This is a genomic window from Novosphingobium sediminicola (assembly GCF_014196525.1).
In the GTDB taxonomy this organism is placed as follows: Bacteria; Pseudomonadota; Alphaproteobacteria; order Sphingomonadales; family Sphingomonadaceae; genus Novosphingobium; species Novosphingobium sediminicola.
Genome location: NZ_JACIDX010000009.1, coordinates 252534 through 270906, shown reverse-complemented (window position 1 = coordinate 270906; position 18373 = coordinate 252534). Strand labels below are relative to the sequence as shown.

Here is an 18373-nt window from a genome sequence, read left to right as displayed (position 1 = left end):
CAGAACTGCGTCCATTGCAAAACCTGCGACATCAAGGACCCCACGCAAAACATCACATGGATCGCGCCCGAAGGCGGCGGCGGGCCCAATTATCCGAATATGTGAAGAAGGCTGCATTGATGGGATGAATGCTGATTATCCATGTCATCGCCTTGCCCGGCCTTGCTGCCGTTGAGGAACGGGCTTCCTTCCCTGCGGGCTCGATGATAGCTTCGGTCAAGGCCGTCGACCGGGGTGACGTCTGCATCGCGGTCTGAGGGCCGTGTTCGGTCACAGCGGGCATCGATATGAGGCTGCTGCTGAAGAAGGGGCATTTGGCGTGATGGCGGAGACGGGCGGCCACGCGTTCATGAAGGTCCATAGGCGACAATGAGCGCAGACATAGCACTGGCCTCTTTGTTCGCATGGGACACGGGGGCGGCCATCCCGCCCGACAGCTATGCCCGCCTGCGCGAAGATCCTGCCTATCCGCGCGCAGTCCGCCGGCTGATCCGAACCATGCTTGAAGCCGCTGCTGACGATCCGGCCCTGGACGGAATTTTCAAGGATGCCGGACGAAAGGTCGCTGCGCTGGCGGCTGCGCATCTGCATATGTCGGGCGGGATATCTCTGCCGCGTCTGAAGACCTTGATGGCGGAATTCGGGCTGGCCAGTCCCGGACGAGCCCGTGCACTTCTCCACTACATGATCTATCTCTGCTTTGTGGAGCCTGTGCCGGTGAGGGAGGCTGGCGCACCGGCGCGCTATCTCGCCACGGAGAAGTTTCTGGCCACCTATCGTAGGCATCTGGCGTTGCTTGCAGAAGCTTTGGCGATCCTTGCCCCGGCGGCCGGGGAAATCGCATCAGACATCGAAAATCCGGTCGTGTTCGACAGCTTCATCCGGCATCTCATGCACGGCTTCCTCTGTGAAACCCGTCAAGGCCATGATGTCGAGGCTTATCATCACGTGTTCCTGCACCGTAATGCCGGAACCCAGATCCTGTACCAGCTTCTTGATGCGGCGCCTGATCGCGTCTTCCCGCCGGATGCGGCCGTTCCCTTCGCGATCGCCACGCAGGCGCGCCGGTTCAAGGTATCGCGGATGCATGTCCGCCGGATGCTGGCGGCGGGAGAGACGGCGGGCCTGATTGCGGTCAAGAACCGGGCGGTCCTGTTTACCCCTGCGGGCCGAACGGCGGTGGAATGGGTCTTTGCGACCAAGGTGATCGTTTATCTGGGCGCGGCGGCGCGGACTTTGCGCGACCGTGCCGCAGGCGGCATCGCCGCCTGAGCAGAACGAAGCGCAGGCGGTCAAAAATGTGCCATTGGGGCAGCCGCAATTTCGCGCTAATTCTATCATCGAGACGGGCAAGGGTTCGTTTTTTTCAGCGATTTTGCGCCGCCGATGAAGCAGAATTTCCCGACAACCTGCGTGCCCGACCTCCGCAAGGCTGCGAGCGCGCAACCGCCTGTCCGTTCGGCAGGCCCAACGCAGGAGCAGATCCATGGCCAAGATCATCATCACGCTTGCCGCCGCCGCTCTTGGCAGCAGCATCACTCCTGCTCTGGCCTACGGCAGCCTCAATCCGGCCGATCCTGCCGTGCAGCCTACGCCGGTCGCCGTGGCCTATGCCGATCTGAATCTGGGCTCAACGGCCGGGCAGGCCGCGCTGCATCGGCGGATCGTGCAGGCCGCCGCCCAAGCATGTCTGAATGCCGGTGACGGGCTCAGCGCTCCGCGCGCGGTGTATGAACAAAGAGCATGCCGCGCCCGCGCCATGTCGGGCGCGGAAATCAAACTGGCCGCGCGCGGGCTGCCTGTGATCCATTGATCGAAGCTCCAAAACGCGGGCCCAGCCCGGCTCATGCTGTTACGCCTGTTGATTACTGCTTTCGGACGTTTATTAGCGCATGCGCTTTCCGTTCCGAATCTGCCGTCGTCGCCTTCTGCCGATCCTGCTTGGTCTTGCCTGCCTCGATCAGGCGCCGCTGCTCGGCAAGGACACCCTGCCGGTTTCCCTCGTAGTCCATACAGAGGATACGTCGGGCCGTCGCTTTGATCCGACCGAAGCTCTGGGGGCCGGGATCGATGGCGGCATCGGCGGCGCGGCAGATCGTCTTTTGACCCGGCACAATGTCGCCGCAATGCGCAGTGCCCGGCTGACCCGACTGACCTATCGGTTGCGCACTGAGCTGGGCATCGAGAACTGGCACTGGAATCCCGAGGGGCAATGGAGCGATCCCGCCCACCAGCAGGGCTACTGGACATCAAGCGACCGCGCAAAGAAGCCGATCCGTGTCTCATGGGGCTACAAGCTCCCGCGTCGGGGCGATACGATCGATAATGCCAATGATAGCGATTACTCCCGCCTGACCGACGGCGACGAAACCAGCTTCTGGAAGTCCAATCCCTATCTCGATGCCGCCTTCCTCAAGGATGGCCGACCGCATCAGCAATGGTTGCTGCTCCGCTTTGACAACCCCGTCGATATTGACGCTGTCCGGATCGCCTGGGGCACGCCTTATGCCACTGCCTACAAGGTCCAGTACTGGTCGAGCGACAATGACTATGGGCCGGGGGCGCATTGGGTCACCTTTGACCATGGCGTCCTGACCGGCGGGACGGGCGGCGATGTCGTGCTGAAACTGGCCGAACACCCGGTCAGCGTCAAATATCTGCGGGTTCTGCTCGAACAAGGATCGCATACCGCGCCGCCGGGGGCCAGGGACTGGCGCGACCGGGCCGGTTTTGCCGTGCGCGAGATCGGCGCCGGGCGGATCGGGCCGGATGGCAGGCTGGTCGATCTGGTCCGCCATGCCGCCGACAAGACGGGGCAGACATTCACTCATGTCTCCTCCACCGATCCGTGGCACCGCGCCACGGATCGCGATCCTCGCCTTGAACAGCCCGGACTGGACCGGGTGTTTCACAGCGGTCTTGGCAACGGTCGACCGATCATGCTGCCGGTGGGCGTGCTGTACGACACGCCCGAGAATGCGGGGGCGGCGCTGCGCTATGTGCGCTGGCGGCACTATCCGGTGACCCAGGTGGAATTGGGGGAGGAGCCGGACGGGCAGTTTGGCAATGCGGACGATTATGCCGCGCTCTACCTTGCATGGGTGGACCGGCTGCGGCCCATCGCCCCCGCCATCCGCTTCGGCGGCCCCAGTTCCCAGAGCGCGTTGAGTGAAACCTGGCTCAATTCGGACCCCGACCGCTCATGGAACCACCACTTCATTCGGGCTTTGCAGGAGCGTGGCCGCCTGTCGGGCCTGCAATTCTACTCTTTCGAATTCTACCCCTTCGATGACATCTGCCACGATATTCCCGTCAAGCTTATCGAGGAAGATCGCCTGATGGAGCGCCTGATGGCGCGATTGACCGCCGAGGGGGTGGGGCCGGAAATTCCCCGGATTATCACCGAATACGGCTTTTCCGCCTATTCCGGACGCGCCATGGCGGAAATGCCCAGCGCCCTGCTGATGGCCAACATCCTTGGCCAGTTCTTGAGCGAGGGGGGCAGCGCCGCCTATCTGTTCGGCTATGGTCCGAACGTGCCGGTCAACCAGAACATGCCCTGTGCCGGTTATGGAAACATGGCCTTGCACATGGCGGACCGTAACGGACAGGCGGGCACACCTTTGCCCAGCTATCACACCGCACGCCTGCTGACCGGCGATTGGTTGATGTCCAAAGGCATGCATCAATTTTTGCCGGTTGAGATTTCGGGGGGCTCCGATCCGGCGGTCCGCATCTTTGCTGTTCGTCGCCCTGACGGACAGCTTGGCCTGCTGGCCATCAACCGCAGTCCGGATCGCACGGTCGATCTGCATATCATGGCTCGGGACGCGAAAGGGGAAACGCGCCCGATCGCCGGTCGCGTGAATGTCAGCCTCTTCGGGCCTGACCAATATGCCTGGATCGATCAGGGGCCGCTCAGCCGTCCGGCCCGTTCCGTCCCGCCGGTAAGCACGTCGTCCCATATGCGCAATCTAGACTTAGTTCTGAAGCCAATGACTCTGGCGGCTGTGATCGCGCCCTGATCGATGGCGCGGGTTTCGGAAATGGAGGCCGAAACCCGTGCGATTTCAGGTGACCGACAGATCCGTGCCTGGTTATTGGCGTATAGACATGCCGGTTGAAAAATCGGTCAAAAAAGCTCCTCTATCGGATAGCCTTCCCGAATGATCGGTGTACCCAGAACAATATAGCTGGAAAACTTTCCTATTCCTGCGTCGCTTAGCAAAAGTGATTCCATGATGCCGTGATAGTGACTGACATTGCGCGCGACGATTTTTACCAGATAATCATAGCCGCCGGTCACATGATGGCATTCGACGATTTCACGGATATTGCGGGCGCGCTGAAGGAAGCGTTCGAAATTGGCAACGCGGTGGCCTGTCAGTTTGATTTCGGTGAACACTGTCACATATTCACCCAGCATTTCGAGCGCGATACGGGCGCCGTAAGACTTGATGTAGCCAAGGGTTTCCAGTTTCTTCACCCGCGACAGGCAAGGGCTGGTGGAAAGGCCGACCGCATCGGCCAGCGTGACATTGGTCACGCGGCCATGTTCCTGAAGATAGGATAATATCTTGAAATCGATCTGATCGAGCTTTTCCATTTCATTCCCTAACGGACCGCCGGCGCTTTTGCGCCAGAAAATCGGCAGCGGTAAACACGGTCAAATTTAGGCTTGTCGCGGCCGCAGTTTCCACCGGGAAATACGGCGGAAACGTCAGATAATCGCAGCGCCGGATTCAAAAATGCCAACTTTATGCCGCTTGGAATAACGGATCGAATCGCGCATGCGGATACGCGTCAGGATGCATGCAGCTCTTGAGTTCACAATGCTCCGGACCCGTTTCGTCGCAAGGCCGTGCGGCAGGATAAAATCCTTCCGGCCGCCGCGACAACGGCAGAACGCCATGCTGCCTCGGGTCTAATCTTGCTCTTGTCAGGAAAAGCAAGGTGCGATCTTTCATGTTCAGGCCCAAATACATCAGTTTCGACTGCTATGGCACCATGATCAACTTTATCATGGGGCCGACCGCGCGCACGATTTTTTCAGACCGGATCGACCCGGCCGGAATGGATGACTTCATCGATTCCTTCCGCGCCTATCGCCTGGACGAAGTATTGGGCGCGTGGAAGCCGTTCTACGATGTCATCGCCAATGCCGTCGAGCGGGCCTGCATCAAGCATGGCGTCCCATATGAAGCGCGCGATGTGCAGGCGCTCTATGACGCCGTGCCCACATGGCAGCCCCATGCCGATGTGCCGGGGCCGTTAAGCCTGATTGCCGAACACTATCCACTGGTCATCCTTTCCAACAGCATGGTGGATCTGATCCCGCACAGCGCGCGCCATATCGGTGTGCCTTTTCATGCAGTGCTGACGGCCGAGGAGGCGGGGGCCTACAAGCCACTGATGCGCCCGTTTGAATATATGCTCGATCGGTTGGGCTGCGCGCCCGAGGACATGATGCATGTTTCATCAAGCCCGCGCTATGACCTGATGACCGCCCATGATCTGGGCTTTGGAGCGAAGGTCTTCGTGGATCGCGGGCATGAGGCGCCGACCGATCACTACGGCGTCACCCGCATCAGGGATTTCAGCGAACTCCCCGCCCTGCTTGGCCTTTGACAAAAGAACCGGCTGCGAGGCGAAAAGCCGCATCGCAGCCCATAAAACATAGGCGGAAGATGCTGCTCGACCCCACTCTGACCACCCAGCCGCCGCAGCTTACCAAGCAGGATGCGCAAGTCTTGGCCCGGCGTTTCTATGGCCGCGATCTGATGGCCTCTGACCTTTCCGGAGAGCGCGACCGCAATTTCAAAATGGTGGGTCAGGACGGCAGCCAGTATCTTCTGAAAGTTTCGAACCCTGCCGAAGCCCGCGATATTGTCAATCTTCAAACCTGTGTTCTCAATCACCTGGCGGGTAATACTTCAGGCTTGTCGGTGCCGCGCCCCGTGGCCGCGCTTGACGGATCTTATGAGATGCCGATCACGCTTGATGACGGGCGGGCCTCCATCCTGCGCATGCTGACTTTCCTGCCCGGATTGCAACTCGGGCAATCCAGACGGACGGCGCCGCAGCGGCGGGCCCTTGGCCAAACCCTCGCCAGACTGGATCAGGCGCTCGAAGGCTTTGCGCACCCTGCCGCGCAGCATGATATATTGTGGAATGTCGCAGCGGCCCACCGCTTGACCGGCATGATCGACAGCGTCGCTGATCCATCGGGCCGCAGGCTGATGCAGCGCTTTATGGCGCAGTATCAAACCGAGACGCTGCCGCAACTCCGGTCTCTGCGGGCGCAGGTCATTCATAATGACTATAATCTTGGCAATGTGCTGGTGAACCCGGCCCAAACCGACCAGATTGCCGCGATCATCGACTTTGGCGATGTCGTCCATGCCCCGCTGGTGGGGGAAATCGCGACGGCGGCCGCCTATCAAATGGCCGACGGGGCCGATCCCCTGCTCAGCGCCGCCGAGATTATCGGAGGCTTTCACGAGGTGCTGCCGCTGTACGAGGCAGAGCAGGCGGTTCTGCTCGACCTTATCACCGCGCGGTTCATGATTACCGTTTTGATCACCGAATGGCGCGCCGCCCGTTATCCGGAAAATCGCGAATATATCATGCGCAACAACGGCCTTGCCTGGGCCGGGCTGAACCATCTGGCGGGCCTTTCCCGCGATGAGGCAAGCCGACAATTGCTGCAATTCTGCCTGTCAGGAGACGAATAATGAGTGTTGTAGACCTGTCCTCAGTCAACGCCTTCATCCCCGGCCAGGTTGAGCTTGACCCTCATGAAGCGCGCATGGTCGAGCAACGCACGCGCCTGCTGGGCCCGGCCTATCGGCTGATGTATCAAAAGCCGCTCCATTTTGTGCGGGGCGAGGGCGTGTGGCTTTATGATGCCGATGGCCGCCGCTATCTCGACACCTATAACAATGTCGTCTCGTTGGGGCATTGCCATCCCGATGTGGTGGAGGCGATCACCAGACAGGTCGCGACGCTTTGCACGAACACACGCTATCTGCATGAAACCATTCTCAAACTTGCCGAAGGTCTGTTGTCGACAGTGCAGTCTGATCTGTCGCACATGATGCTGACCTGCTCGGGCAGCGAAGCGAATGATCTGGCCTATCGCATCGCCAAGGTCCGCACGGGCGGCACGGGCGTCATCATCACCGAAACCGCCTATCACGGCATTACCGATGCCGTTTCGCAATTCTCCCCGACCCTTGGCACTGCGGTTCCTCTGGGCGCCCATGTCCGCACCGTGGCGGCGCCCGCCGCCTATCGCAGCGGCCCCAATGTTGCCGAGCGCTTCACCCGCGACGTGGAGGCCGCCATTGCCGATCTTAAGCGCCATGGCATCCAGCCTGCTATGTTGATCGTGGATTCGATCTTCACCAGCGATGGAATCCTGTCCGAAGAGCCCGGCTTTCTGAAAGGCGCCGTCGAGGCGATCCGCAAGGCGGGCGGCATTTTCGTGGCCGACGAGGTTCAACCCGGTTTTGGCCGCACCGGCAGCCACATGTGGGGCTTTCAGCGACATGGTGTTGATCCCGACATTGTCACGCTGGGCAAGCCGATGGGCAACGGACAGCCGATTGCGGGATTGTTGACGCGCCACGATGTCGTTGAAAAATTCGGCAACAACTCGCGCTATTTCAACACTTTTGCTGGCAATGCCGTGTCATGCGCCGCCGCCGCCGCCGTCCTGAAGGTCATCCGGCGCGACCGGATCATGGACAATGCCCGTGATGTGGGCGCCTATCTGCTTGAGCGTGTATCTGCGCTGCGTTCGCGCCATGATTGTCTAGGCCATGTTCGCGGGGCGGGGCTGTTTGTCGCGGCAGACATCGTTTCCGACCGTGAAACGCAAGCCAATGACCGGGCGCGCACCACCCGCGTGGTCAATGCGATGCGCGACAATGGCGTTCTGATCAGCGCATGCGGGAAAGATCACAATATCCTGAAAATCCGCCCGCCGCTGATCTTCAGTCGGGAAAATGTCGATCTGTTCGTCGACGTACTGGACGAGGCACTGGCGGTTTGAATCGATGGTCATCTTTGGCACGACATAAATATTCCGCCCAAGAATAGAGGTGAAGCATATGGCGAGCAGTATTCCCGCTCTTTCCGGCTCTGTCGGTATGGTTACGCCCGAAAAAACGGCGTCTGCGGCGGGTCTCCGGCTCGCCAATATTGATGCGCTGCGAGGTTTCGTGATGGTCCTCATGCTGCTGGACCATTTGCGCGAAACATGGTTCGTCAATTATGTGGTGACCGATCCGATCGACGCCAATACGATCCTGCCCATCATAGGCTATGCCCGTTTTGTGGTGAGCTTCTGCGCTCCGATCTTTGTGGCGCTGACGGGGCTAGGCGTCTATCTTTTCAGCATCAATCATACCGTCGAGGAAACCACCGCCTATCTTTTGAAGCGGGGCTTTCTGCTGATTGCCATTGAGCTGGCCTATCTCTCGCCGCTCTATTGGGGGATTGTGCCCCAGCCAACCTTTTGGCTACAGGTGATCTGGTGCATCGGTCTGTGCATGATCGCGCTGTCTGTGTTGATGCGTCTCCCACGCCCCGCGCTGATCGGTTTTGGCCTGATCGTGGTCGGTTTCCACAATCTGCTCGATCCGATCCGGCTGACGCAAGGCGACGCGCTGTTTCCGCTATGGGCGGTGCTGCACCAAAGAGATACGATTGCTCTTCCCTTCGGCTTTGTGACCAAGACGACCTATCCTATCCTGCCTTGGCTGGGCGTCATTTCGCTGGGTTTTGGCATCGGCAACTGGTTTCGCCCGGATGTCGCGCCTGATCTGCGACAGCGGCGACTGCTGCTGCTCGGCTTTGGCATGATCGGCGGTTTTATTGCCTTGCGCCTGCTCAACATCTATGGCGACAGGCCATGGCATGTGGTCGATGGCGATGCGGTCCGCACCATCATCAGCTTTATCTCGATGACCAAATATCCGCCATCTTTGCTGTTCCTGCTGCCTACGCTCGGCACCGGCGCGCTTTTGCTGGCCCTGTTTGAACGGATCAACGCTTCGCGGCTGGTCGCTGCGCTTGCCGTGTTTGGCGGCGCCCCGATGTTCTTCTACCTGCTTCACCTTACGGTCCTGCGCATTTTCTATCACAGCGCTTTGGCGATCTGGGGGCCGAACAATGGCAAGGCCTACATGTTTGACAGTTATGGTTGGGTGTTGGTCTGGTATGTGGCCCTGATAGTTCCGCTTTATATCCCGACCGCCTGGTACGCCCGCCTGAAGCGCCGCCGCCGCGACATAGTTTGGCTCAAATATTTCTGAGGGCGGCTTTTCAGGGCGCATTTCGGGTTCCGCTAGTTCTGAACGCAAGTGAAGCTGGCGGCGCTGTCCACCGAACCGGTTCCGCGATAGCGCGGCCAGAAACCAAATTCGCACATAGGCCGTGTGCGGTAGGCGTCCTTGTTGGCATCCACCGCAATGGGGCGGTCGGGCGCGCGGCCCGTTTCCACCCAGCGGTTGAGCTTATCAAGACCGTCAAACCGGGCGTTGAACAGGCCAAATCCGTGGCCGAAGCCGGGTATCACATAGAAGCGCATGAAAGATTGGAGATTGACCTTGCCTTGGCGGGCGAGCTGTCGCTCGTAATACGCCTCGCTGTTGTGCGGGGTGATGAAGTCATCAATAGTGCCATGCGTCAAAATGATCTTGCCGCCCTTGCGACGGAATGGCGTCAGGTCGACATCTGTCACGTCCATGATCTGTCCCGACTGTTGCACGCGCGCTTTCCACTCATCTGGCCTGAAGGCGAGCGGATCGAACCCCGGCTGACGGGTAATGACATATTTTATGGTGCCCGAACCGGCATTGTAGAGCAGCGGATCGGCTGAAGTCGGCGGATTGGTGGGAACGGGCCGCAAGCCCAGTGTCGAGGGGCCGTGGAACAAGGAACCTTCCAGCAGCGCCCAGCGCGGAAACACCTCGGAACCGGCAATCGGGAAGCCGGGGCGGAACGGGGAAGTGATCTTCTCCACCGCCGCAATCTGCGCGTCCGAAAGGCACACGTCCCCGGTGTCTTTGCCGTCGGCGCAGCGCAGTTTGGCCCGAACGGTGGCGATGTTGAATCGGCTGTTGCAGCCCTTCACATTGCTGATGATCCCGTCTTGGGCTCCGTCAAGACTGTCGCAGGCGGCATAGACCGCGTCGGTCAGCAGTTTGGTCTTGGCAGGGTTCAGCCATCCCGCGCCGCCGTTTTCGTAGAGGGCCTTGCCGACATTCCATGATCCCAGATGCAGCATGGTCACGTTATAGGCCGGATAATTGGCCACCACGCCGTCATAATCGGCGGGATAACGCGCCGCGGCATCGAGCGCCTCGTGCCCACCTTGCGATGCGCCGATGAAATAGAAGCGCTTGGGGGCGCTGCCATATCGCGCTCTGATGATGGTCATGGCCGCATCATGGGTCTTTTTCACGGACTGTTGGCCGAAATTCAGCAAGGCCTCGTCGTTAAGGGCGAAACTGCCGTCAAAACCGGCTGCTCCCATGTGTCCGCCGTCGCTGCCCAGAGTGACATAACCCTGCGCCAGAGGATTGCGCACCGAATCCGGCTGCAGCGCCGCATGGCCCAGACCTGTTACCAGCACACCGTCAAAACCGCCGCCGCCGAGCTGGACCGCTTTGCGGTTCCAGACAGTTGGAAGGTTGACTTCAAACTCCATCTTCGGCGCATCCGGGGACGCGGGCAGAATGAAGCCCTTCACCTCGCAGAATTCGCCATTTGCGTTCGATGAGTCCGGCAGAACAAGCCGCGTGGTGCTGACCACCGCGCCAGAGCTCGGCAATCCGATTTTCGAAGCGGGGATCGACATGCCGGCCAGCCCCGCGCAGGCGTCGGAGGCGGTGCGGACAGATGGCGCAGCGGCATGGCAGGCCGTCACGGCAAAGACATTGACGCATGTCGTGACGGTCAAGCTTGCGAAAAATCGTTTGCTGCTCATTGCATCTCCCCCTTTTCCCGATTCACCACGCATCAGGGCGTCGGATGGTTCCGGTTGGATACGGCCGAACCCGCGTTTCCGCAAAGAAAGACCGCGATGAGAGCGCAGCCGGTTCATGACTTGCAGCGCTCCCAGCCGGTATTCCTGAAATTCCGCCTCCATGCATCACTGATGCTTTAATTCAGGCTTGGTCAGGTTCCATTGCGCCAGATTGCCACGGCTGCGGCCATAATCGATCAGGCAGGCCATATAATCGGGAAAAAATTGGAGAGGGTGATGCAGAGCGTCGACCTCGCTTTGCCACTGTCCGCAGGTCCGCCCAAGATAGACATGCGCCACCGGGTTTTCACCGGGTCGGCCATCGGGGGCCACGATGTTCTGGTTTGAAAGATAGGCCATCGACAGTTTGCCCGCTGCGGCCTCCACTTGCCCCACCGACAGATTATAGATCTGGGTTTCCAGCAGATCGTTGACGGTGCGCAGGCCCAGCCCGATCAATTTCCATTTCGTGGTCGGGATCGCGGGATCGCCCTCCGTCCACGGCGGCGTATCCAGAAAAGTGTTGACGATCAGGGTCAGATCAGACCCATCGCTTCCCTTGGGAAGGAATACCCCGAAACGCGCGCCGCCGTCGATGAACATATGCTGGCGCGAGGCAATATCGGACGGTTTGTCCTCGTCATCAAACTCGCGATAGCGCAGCGTTACCGGCATGGCCCCAACCGGCACGGATGACGAAGCGATCAGCGCGGAGACATAGGTGTTGCGCACCAGAGTCATGCGCGTTTGACTGGCTTCTCCTTCGAAGGCCTTGAGCGCCAGCCCGGTCAGGTCGAGGGCGTAGCCATTGCCGTCGTCCACATCGGTGACTCCGACCAAAAGCACACGGCCACGACAGGCTTCGGTGGCCAGCTGGGTGATAGTGTCGGGGCTGATCATCCTGAACAGGCGTTTGCGTAAAGGAGTAAGCTGGGCGCGGGCGCCGTCGGTTATCAGCGAGAGGTCGCCCAAGGAACCAAGTTTGAGGATTTCACCTTCTCGTCCAATACTATAGGCCAAAGCAAGGTCTTCAAGATTGCTGCGCCCCTTGACCAGAGGCGGCTGGTTGCCCGCCCCCGGCAAACTGTGCAAAGGCAGCGCTTTGGGGTTGATCCAGCTGTAATCCCGGTCCTTTGCCACAGGCTGGCGCGCCAGAAACACAAAGGTTGATTGCAGCGAGCCTGTACTCACCCCGGTCACCACTTCGGGTTCCGGCGGCAATTGTCCCTTGTCCTGCAAGCCGAGGAACAGGCCCGCGCCAAATGTACCATGCGGACCGCCGCCCGACAGCACTATGGCATAGCCCTTGGCCAGCGGTTTTCCGGCATCGCCGGAAATGTCCTTTTGCATCAGATCGGCGCAAATTCCGGCATGGGTGCTCATGTCTCGGTCGCGAGCGGTGATCACAGTTTGCGCGAAGGCGGACAGGCGGGCGCCCTGAACCGGCTGTGGCGCAGGGGCGGCGGGCATACCGACAGGTCTTGCCGTGCCGTTTCCAGTCATTTGCTCGTTAAGGTTGGCGGGAATGCGCTTGGCCGAAATGGCGATATTGCCATTGAGCGCCGGGCGTTGATGTCCGCAGGCGGCGAGCAGCGAGAATATCAAGGCGGCCAATAGAGGACGAGAGAATTTCATGATACCTCCGCTTATTGGTATTTTACCGTCGCAAGGCAAAGTATTCATTAAAGGTTGAATCCATCATTTTAACGAAAATGGTCTTTTATATCGAATGACAATCAAAGCAAAATGCGCCTGCTTTGCCGGAGAGTAAAGCGGCCACATTCGAAATGAGCCGAAATTGGCTGTTGAGGCGCCGCCAATCTGTCGTCATCCGGCTCAGTTCCAGTTTTCAAGGTCAGTTCTATAGCTGATGCAGCCCAACCGGCCCTTGCCGTATCGGCAAGGCTCAAAATAGTGACATATCTCTTCGCCATTTCTGCCTCCCACATGGCCATATGGAGACCCTTGCGGCTTTTCCTTGACCCGCGATGTGATTATCACCGTCCCCACGGGAGAGGTAAGGCCAATGGAACAGATGAAAAGCACGCTATCGGATCGACAGGCGGTATGGGCCTTTATTGCGGGTTGCATCGCTGTAACATTGGGCGTTTGCGCTCATTGGCCGATGTTCTCGATGGCGCGGGCGATGAATTATCAACTGGCGGGCATGCCGATGGACAATGCCATGCTTTTCGGCATGGCGCTGATCGTTGTGGGAACAGGGGTGGCCGCCTATGGGTTGTTGCCGCGTGATGTGGCGGCGCAGCGCGAAAAGGCCGCCGACATTGTCGTGGCCGCGCCCGAGGATGCCCATCTGGGCCCTGCGCATTGGGGCCTGATGGGTGTGCTTACGCTGGCCCTGATCATCGATGTGATGAAACCGGCCTCGCTTGGCTTTACGGTGCCGGGCATGATCAGCGAATATGGCGTGCCTAAAAAGACCGTCTCTCTGGTGCCGTTTTTCGCGCTGGCGGGCACGGTGGTGGGATCGGTGCTTTGGGGGTGGATAGCCGATCTCTATGGACGCAAGGCATCGATCCTGCTCTCGGCGGTGATGTTTGTCGGCACTTCGATTTGCGGGGCCATGCCCAGCCTGGCCTGGAATATCGCCATGTGTTTCATGATGGGGGCTGCGGCGGGGGGCATGTTGCCGGTGACCTATGCGCTGCTGGCCGAAATGATGCCCAACCGGCATCGCGGCTGGAGTCTGGTGCTGGTGGGCGGATTGGGCGCGGTGGGCGGCTATTTCGCGGCCAGCGGCCTGTCGGCCTTGCTTCAGCCGGTCTTTGGCTGGCGGATACTTTGGCTGGCCAATCTGCCGACGGGGCTCACTCTGGTCTTGCTGGGCGCCTTCATCCCGGAGTCGGCGAAATTCCTGCTGGCGCGTGATCGTGTGCAGGAAGCCGAAGCGGTGATGCGCCGGTTTGGGGCCAAGGCGCGGCGGGCAAATGCCGTGGCGGAAAACGGACCGCGCGGGTCCCATGCGCTCGTAGGCTTTGAGCTTTACGGCAAACTGACTGCGCTCAGCCTGTGCGCGCTGTCTTGGGGGCTGATCAATTTTGGCCTCTTGCTGTGGCTTCCCGCCGATCTGGTGGCGAAAGGCTATTCGGTGGGCCTGTCCAGCCGCCTTCTGGCCGAGAGCGCCTTGATCGCCTTTCCGACGGTATTCATCGCCGCGCTGCTTTACAGCCGGTGGAGCACCAAGTGGTCGCTGACATCGATGATTGTCCTGACTCTGCTCGGACTGGGGCTGGTCCTGCGGCTGGAACTGGTGGGCAGCGGCAGCCCGGTCCTGCCTGTTGCTCTGCTGATCGTCGGCACGAACGGCATCATTGCCATTGTCTTGCCCTATACGGCCGAGAGTTTTCCTTTGCGGGTGCGCGGGCGCGCCACGGGCTGGGTGGCGGCTTGGACCAAGGGCGGCGGATTGCTGGCGCAGGGATTGACCATCAGCGGCATCATGCTTTCGATGCGCGTATCATCGCTGCTGGTGATGCTGCCTACATTGCTGTCGCTTTTTCTGATAGCATGGTTCGGGCGGGAAACGCGCGGGCGCGATCTGCGTGATCTGGACGCGGCCCACGACCTGATCTTTGAGGCTTCCACCTAGGCGCGGATCGCGCGCTTTCCCGGCCGGCGCCTTCCTCCATCTGCATTGCCCGCCGCTTGGATGACCTCAGCGGTCATAGCGCCTGATCCGCGCACGCCGCAAGATGCGGTCTTCGAGTGAATAATAGAGCCATATGTCATCACCGCCGACCACACAGGAGGCGGCAAAGGCAATGTCGGTGTCGGCCCGGTCGCGGGCAGGGGGCGGCACCAGCAAGGGTTCTATGCCGCGCGCGGTGACGCGGCTGAAATTGGGGGTAAAGCTGATCCACCCGATACGCCAGCGCGCATCCATCGTGGCGCCATTATAGAACATGACAGGGTCGCAGCCTGGCAGCTGCACGACGGGACCGGTCGAAAGATGCCAATTGTCCCAGGCGCTGTCACGGACCGAAAAGGGGTCCTTCACCACCGTCCAGGGGCCTCCGGCGCTTGGCCCCACCGCCAGCCCTATCCGCGATGCATTGTCCTTGGCATATTCATAGAACAGGCGAAACTCTCCGTCGCTTCCCTGAACCAGCGTCGCCTCCTTGATATTGCCCTCGCCCGGCGGGGCCTTGAGCATCACCCGTTGCCATGTCAGATCAATCAGGTCCTTGCCTTTCGCCAGCAGCAGCGCGCCTTGAGAGCGACCGGCATCCACCCCGGTGTAATAGATGAGATAATCGTTTCCGGCCTGAACCAACGTGGGGTCCTCGCACCCTCCGGCATCATCGGCCATGCTGCCTGGGGAAAGGGTCGGCGCCTGTGCCATCTGAAAGCACAGGCCATCCTGCGAGGCCCCCGACCAGATCACCCCCGTCGGGTCCTGCGGGCCAAGCGGGCGAGGCAGCACCCGCACCAGCAGCCGATAAAGATCACCGTCCTGCCAGACAAAGGGGCTCATCAGATCGTGATGGGCCAGACGCCCCTCCGGCCCGGCAATATCGAGCGTGACGTCCTGCAATTCTTCCACCACATAGGCCGCCATCGCGTCAGGCCCCCAGCGCCACGGTCAGCGAAAGCGCGCCGTCAACGGTCACCGTAGCGCCCGTGATATAGTCGGCGGCAGGCGACAGCAAAAAGAGGATCAGATGGGCCACATCCTCGGGTGTGCCTGCCCGCCCCCATGGAATAGCCGCCTCCTTCGCCTTCAACTCTGCCGGATGGTCAAGCGCGCTCTGGTTCATAGGGGTCAGGATCATGCCCGGAGCCACGCCGTTGACCGCAATATGCTGGGGCGCCAGTTCCAGCGCCAGAGTCGCCGTCAATTGCGCAAGGCCGCCCTTGGCCACATCGTAATCAAGGCCGCCCGGGCGCGGGGCCCTCTCGTGGATCGATGAAATGTTGACGATCCGTCCCGCCCGTTTCGCCGCCGTCAGCGCACGGACAAAGCGGCGGCAGGTGAGAAACGGGCCGTAGAGATCGGCCTTCAACAGCCGGTCAAACTGGGCCAGCGCCATATCACGCAGCAGAATGCCCGACATGTTGAGCCCCGCTGCATTGACAAGCAGATCGGCCACGCCAAATTCCCGCTCTGCCACGCTGAACAGCGCTTCGACATCCTCTTCCTTGCCGACATCGGTCTGGATCGCCATGGCCCGCCCGCCATGCGCCGCAATCTGGGCCACCACCGCATCGGCGGCGTCCTGATCGCGCAAATAGGTGAAGGCGACAGGCACACCGGCGCGCGCCAGCTTGAGCGTGGCCATCCGGCCGATGCCGGACTCGCCGCCGGTCACGATGGCGATGGATCGGTTTGGAAACGGGATCTGGAAATCGGGCATGTCGTTTGAAATGCGCGGATAGGCATAAGGTGCCGTAAACAGGATTTTGCGGCGGTCGATTGGCGTTTCATGTCAGAATGGCTTGGGCCGCCCGCTCCGCCGCCACCGCCGCGCCTGCCAGATAGCCGGGCTCAACCGGGCTTGTCTCACTGCCTGCCGGAACAAGGCGGCTGGCCCAAATGCCGGTCACCCATGGTTCGTCGGATGGTGTGATGTATCCCCCGGCAAATCTGTCCGCGTCGGTCGCGGTCAGCGGATCTGCTGCCCAGTCCTTGATCAACGTTGCCTGCGGGTATTTTGCCTGCGGGCCAAAGATTCGCGCCAATTGGCCCAGACATGCGCCCGTCAGATCCGCTTCGCCCCGCGCGGCCCGTTGTTCGGCGGCCACACCGATGAAGCCCATCAGCGCTGCTGCTCCCGACACGGTTGTGGCGTCATGCATTTCCACAATCGGCCCGACCATGCTCTGCGCGGTGCCGGACAAGCCATCTTCGCGCCAGAAGGGGCGATCATAAAAGGCGAAGAACTTGGCATGGGGCGCCATCCATGTCGGCGTGGCGCGCCAACGGGCCATGGTCTGATCGGGCATGGCGGGCAGAAATTGCACCGTAGCCGCCAGCAAGCGGGGCGGAACCGCCGCCACAATGCGCCCGGCATGCACAAGGCCGGTCCGCCCGCCGCTGTCGCGTGTGATCAGCACCACGCCATCATCGCTCAGGCGTGCCTCTGTCACCTTTGTGCTCAGGCGAATCCGGGCGGGTTCAACCTGCGCGGCCAAAGCGCGGATCAGCGCCGCCGATCCCCCTAGCAGGCGGCGCGATTGCGGCTCCTGCCGGATCGGGCGGAAACGATGGGATGGTTCGCGCGACATGCGCTCGAACACGACATCGCCTTGGCTGTGCTGAAGGAAAGAGCCAAGGCCCAGTTCGTCCACCAGCCTGCCGATATCGGGCTGGGTGTCGGGCCAGAACCACGAAGGGCCAAGATCAAATCCATCCGGGCTGGGGTGGCCATGGGCATCCACCGTAATGATGCGCCCGCCCAATCGGTCGCGCGCTTCAAGGACCACGCAATCAAGGCCTGCCTTTTTCAGCAGACCCGCCGCCCGAAGCCCCGCCACCCCCGCGCCGATAATCGCCACGTCTGCTTGTGTCATTGTTTCATCCTTATGAGTCAAAGCTCCGCCCGGCCGCCATCCATCACCATTTCTGCCCCCAACATATAGGATGAGGCATCGCTGGCCAGAAAGACCACTCCGGCCGCGATTTCTTCGGCACGCCCCATCCGGCCCATGGGCACCTGTGCGCCCACACGCTCGGCATAGGCGCGAAACGCTTCCTCGCTCTGGCCGCTCTGGCGGTGGAGCGGGGTTTCGATGGAGCCGGGGCTGATGGCGTTCACGCGGATCCGGCGGGGCAGCAATTCGGCCGCCATGGTGCGTGCAAAACTTCGCACCGCTGCCTTGGAGGCGCTGAGCAATGCCCGCCCCGGTGCGCCCACCTGATTGAGCCATGAGGTGTTGAGGATGATCGAGCCGCCTTCGCGCATGAGGGGCAGCACGGCCTGCACCGTGAAGAAGGTTCCCTTCACGTTGATGTCCATGATGCGGCTGTAGGTGGCTTCGTCGCATGTTTCCAAAGGGGTTGCGATGGCAAGGCCCGCATTGGCAAACAGAATGTCGAGATGGCCAAATTTCGCGTCCACTGCGTCACGCATCCGCTGCAGGTCATCGAGATTGGACACATCCCCCTCGATGATGAGAACATCGCTCCCCAGTTCGGCCCGCGCCGCCTCCAGAGCGTCGCGACGGCGGCCTGTGATCGCCACCAGTGCGCCTTCGCGCCGCAACGCCCGGGCGCTCGCCAGCCCGATGCCGCTGGAGCCGCCGGTGATCAGTGCTGTCTTGTCTTGGAGCGTCATGGTCAAACCCTTGTCGTGGTGGCCCGCCATGGAGGAAGGGGGG

17 protein-coding genes are annotated in these 18373 nt (G+C 60.8%); 10 read left to right on the top strand and 7 right to left on the bottom strand.

The genetic code is table 11. The annotated features are described in order from the left end of the window. The 5 genes from GGR38_RS13405 to GGR38_RS13390 form a co-directional block, all read left to right on the top strand. Positions 1-105: 4Fe-4S dicluster domain-containing protein (locus GGR38_RS13405; RefSeq protein WP_183626314.1), on the top strand; the 105-nt coding region annotated here is incomplete at its 5' end. A 23-nt stretch (positions 106-128) separates the two neighbouring features. Continuing rightward, entirely contained in the window at positions 129-257 is a 129-nt protein-coding gene (locus tag GGR38_RS24440) for a hypothetical protein (RefSeq protein ID WP_281379414.1), read from the top strand. A 112-nt stretch (positions 258-369) separates the two neighbouring features. Then, a complete protein-coding gene (locus tag GGR38_RS13400; protein WP_183626312.1) occupies positions 370-1272 on the top strand; it encodes a hypothetical protein in 903 nt (300 codons plus the stop codon). Between the two features lie 214 nt (positions 1273-1486). Continuing rightward, positions 1487-1813 (top strand): UrcA family protein, encoded by a 327-nt coding sequence (locus GGR38_RS13395; protein ID WP_183626310.1) that lies wholly within the window; start codon positions 1487-1489, stop codon positions 1811-1813. A 79-nt stretch (positions 1814-1892) separates the two neighbouring features. Beyond that, on the top strand, positions 1893-4025 hold the full coding sequence (locus tag GGR38_RS13390) for a discoidin domain-containing protein (protein ID WP_183626308.1): 2133 nt from the start codon (positions 1893-1895) through the stop codon (positions 4023-4025). A 107-nt stretch (positions 4026-4132) separates the two neighbouring features. On the opposite strand, the gene GGR38_RS13385 is transcribed toward GGR38_RS13390, so the two are convergent. Continuing rightward, a complete protein-coding gene (locus tag GGR38_RS13385; RefSeq protein WP_183626306.1) occupies positions 4133-4606 on the bottom strand; it encodes an Lrp/AsnC family transcriptional regulator in 474 nt (157 codons plus the stop codon). A 359-nt stretch (positions 4607-4965) separates the two neighbouring features. On the opposite strand from GGR38_RS13385, the gene GGR38_RS13380 reads away from it, so the two are divergent. From GGR38_RS13380 to GGR38_RS13365, 4 genes are read left to right on the top strand one after another with little or no spacing between them, the layout of a single operon-like run. Then, a complete protein-coding gene (locus tag GGR38_RS13380) occupies positions 4966-5628 on the top strand; it encodes a haloacid dehalogenase type II (protein ID WP_183626304.1) in 663 nt (220 codons plus the stop codon). Positions 5629-5687: 59 nt separating this feature from the next. Then, complete coding sequence (locus GGR38_RS13375) at positions 5688-6734, top strand: phosphotransferase (RefSeq protein WP_183626302.1); 1047 nt, start codon at positions 5688-5690, stop codon at positions 6732-6734. Next, a complete protein-coding gene (locus GGR38_RS13370) occupies positions 6734-8056 on the top strand; it encodes an aspartate aminotransferase family protein (RefSeq protein ID WP_183626300.1) in 1323 nt (440 codons plus the stop codon). Before GGR38_RS13375 ends, GGR38_RS13370 begins: the two co-directional genes overlap by 1 nt. 58 nt (positions 8057-8114) lie before the next feature. Further along, positions 8115-9320, top strand: a complete 1206-nt coding sequence (locus GGR38_RS13365) for an acetyltransferase domain-containing protein (protein ID WP_246404626.1) — start codon at positions 8115-8117, stop codon at positions 9318-9320. A 32-nt stretch (positions 9321-9352) separates the two neighbouring features. On the opposite strand, the gene GGR38_RS13360 is transcribed toward GGR38_RS13365, so the two are convergent. Together GGR38_RS13360 and GGR38_RS13355 are read right to left on the bottom strand one after the other, a co-directional pair. Continuing rightward, positions 9353-11158, bottom strand: coding sequence for a tannase/feruloyl esterase family alpha/beta hydrolase (locus GGR38_RS13360; RefSeq protein ID WP_183626297.1), 1806 nt, complete (start codon positions 11156-11158; stop codon positions 9353-9355). 3 nt (positions 11159-11161) lie between these two features. After that, positions 11162-12670, bottom strand: a complete 1509-nt coding sequence (locus GGR38_RS13355) for a patatin-like phospholipase family protein (RefSeq protein WP_183626295.1) — start codon at positions 12668-12670, stop codon at positions 11162-11164. A gap of 391 nt (positions 12671-13061) precedes the next feature. On the opposite strand from GGR38_RS13355, the gene GGR38_RS13350 reads away from it, so the two are divergent. Continuing rightward, on the top strand, positions 13062-14645 hold the full coding sequence (locus GGR38_RS13350) for an MFS transporter (protein WP_221227100.1): 1584 nt from the start codon (positions 13062-13064) through the stop codon (positions 14643-14645). 66 nt (positions 14646-14711) lie between these two features. Here GGR38_RS13350 and GGR38_RS13345 read toward each other — a convergent pair whose 3' ends face one another. The 4 genes from GGR38_RS13345 to GGR38_RS13330 form a co-directional block, all read right to left on the bottom strand. Continuing rightward, complete coding sequence (locus GGR38_RS13345; protein ID WP_183626293.1) at positions 14712-15614, bottom strand: glycoside hydrolase family 130 protein; 903 nt, start codon at positions 15612-15614, stop codon at positions 14712-14714. 4 nt (positions 15615-15618) lie between these two features. Then, on the bottom strand, positions 15619-16410 hold the full coding sequence (locus GGR38_RS13340; protein ID WP_183626291.1) for an SDR family NAD(P)-dependent oxidoreductase: 792 nt from the start codon (positions 16408-16410) through the stop codon (positions 15619-15621). Positions 16411-16477: 67 nt separating this feature from the next. Then, positions 16478-17566, bottom strand: a complete 1089-nt coding sequence (locus GGR38_RS13335; protein WP_183626289.1) for a flavin monoamine oxidase family protein — start codon at positions 17564-17566, stop codon at positions 16478-16480. A gap of 17 nt (positions 17567-17583) precedes the next feature. Beyond that, positions 17584-18330, bottom strand: a complete 747-nt coding sequence (locus tag GGR38_RS13330) for an SDR family oxidoreductase (protein ID WP_183626287.1) — start codon at positions 18328-18330, stop codon at positions 17584-17586. Positions 18331-18373 lie beyond the last annotated feature (43 nt).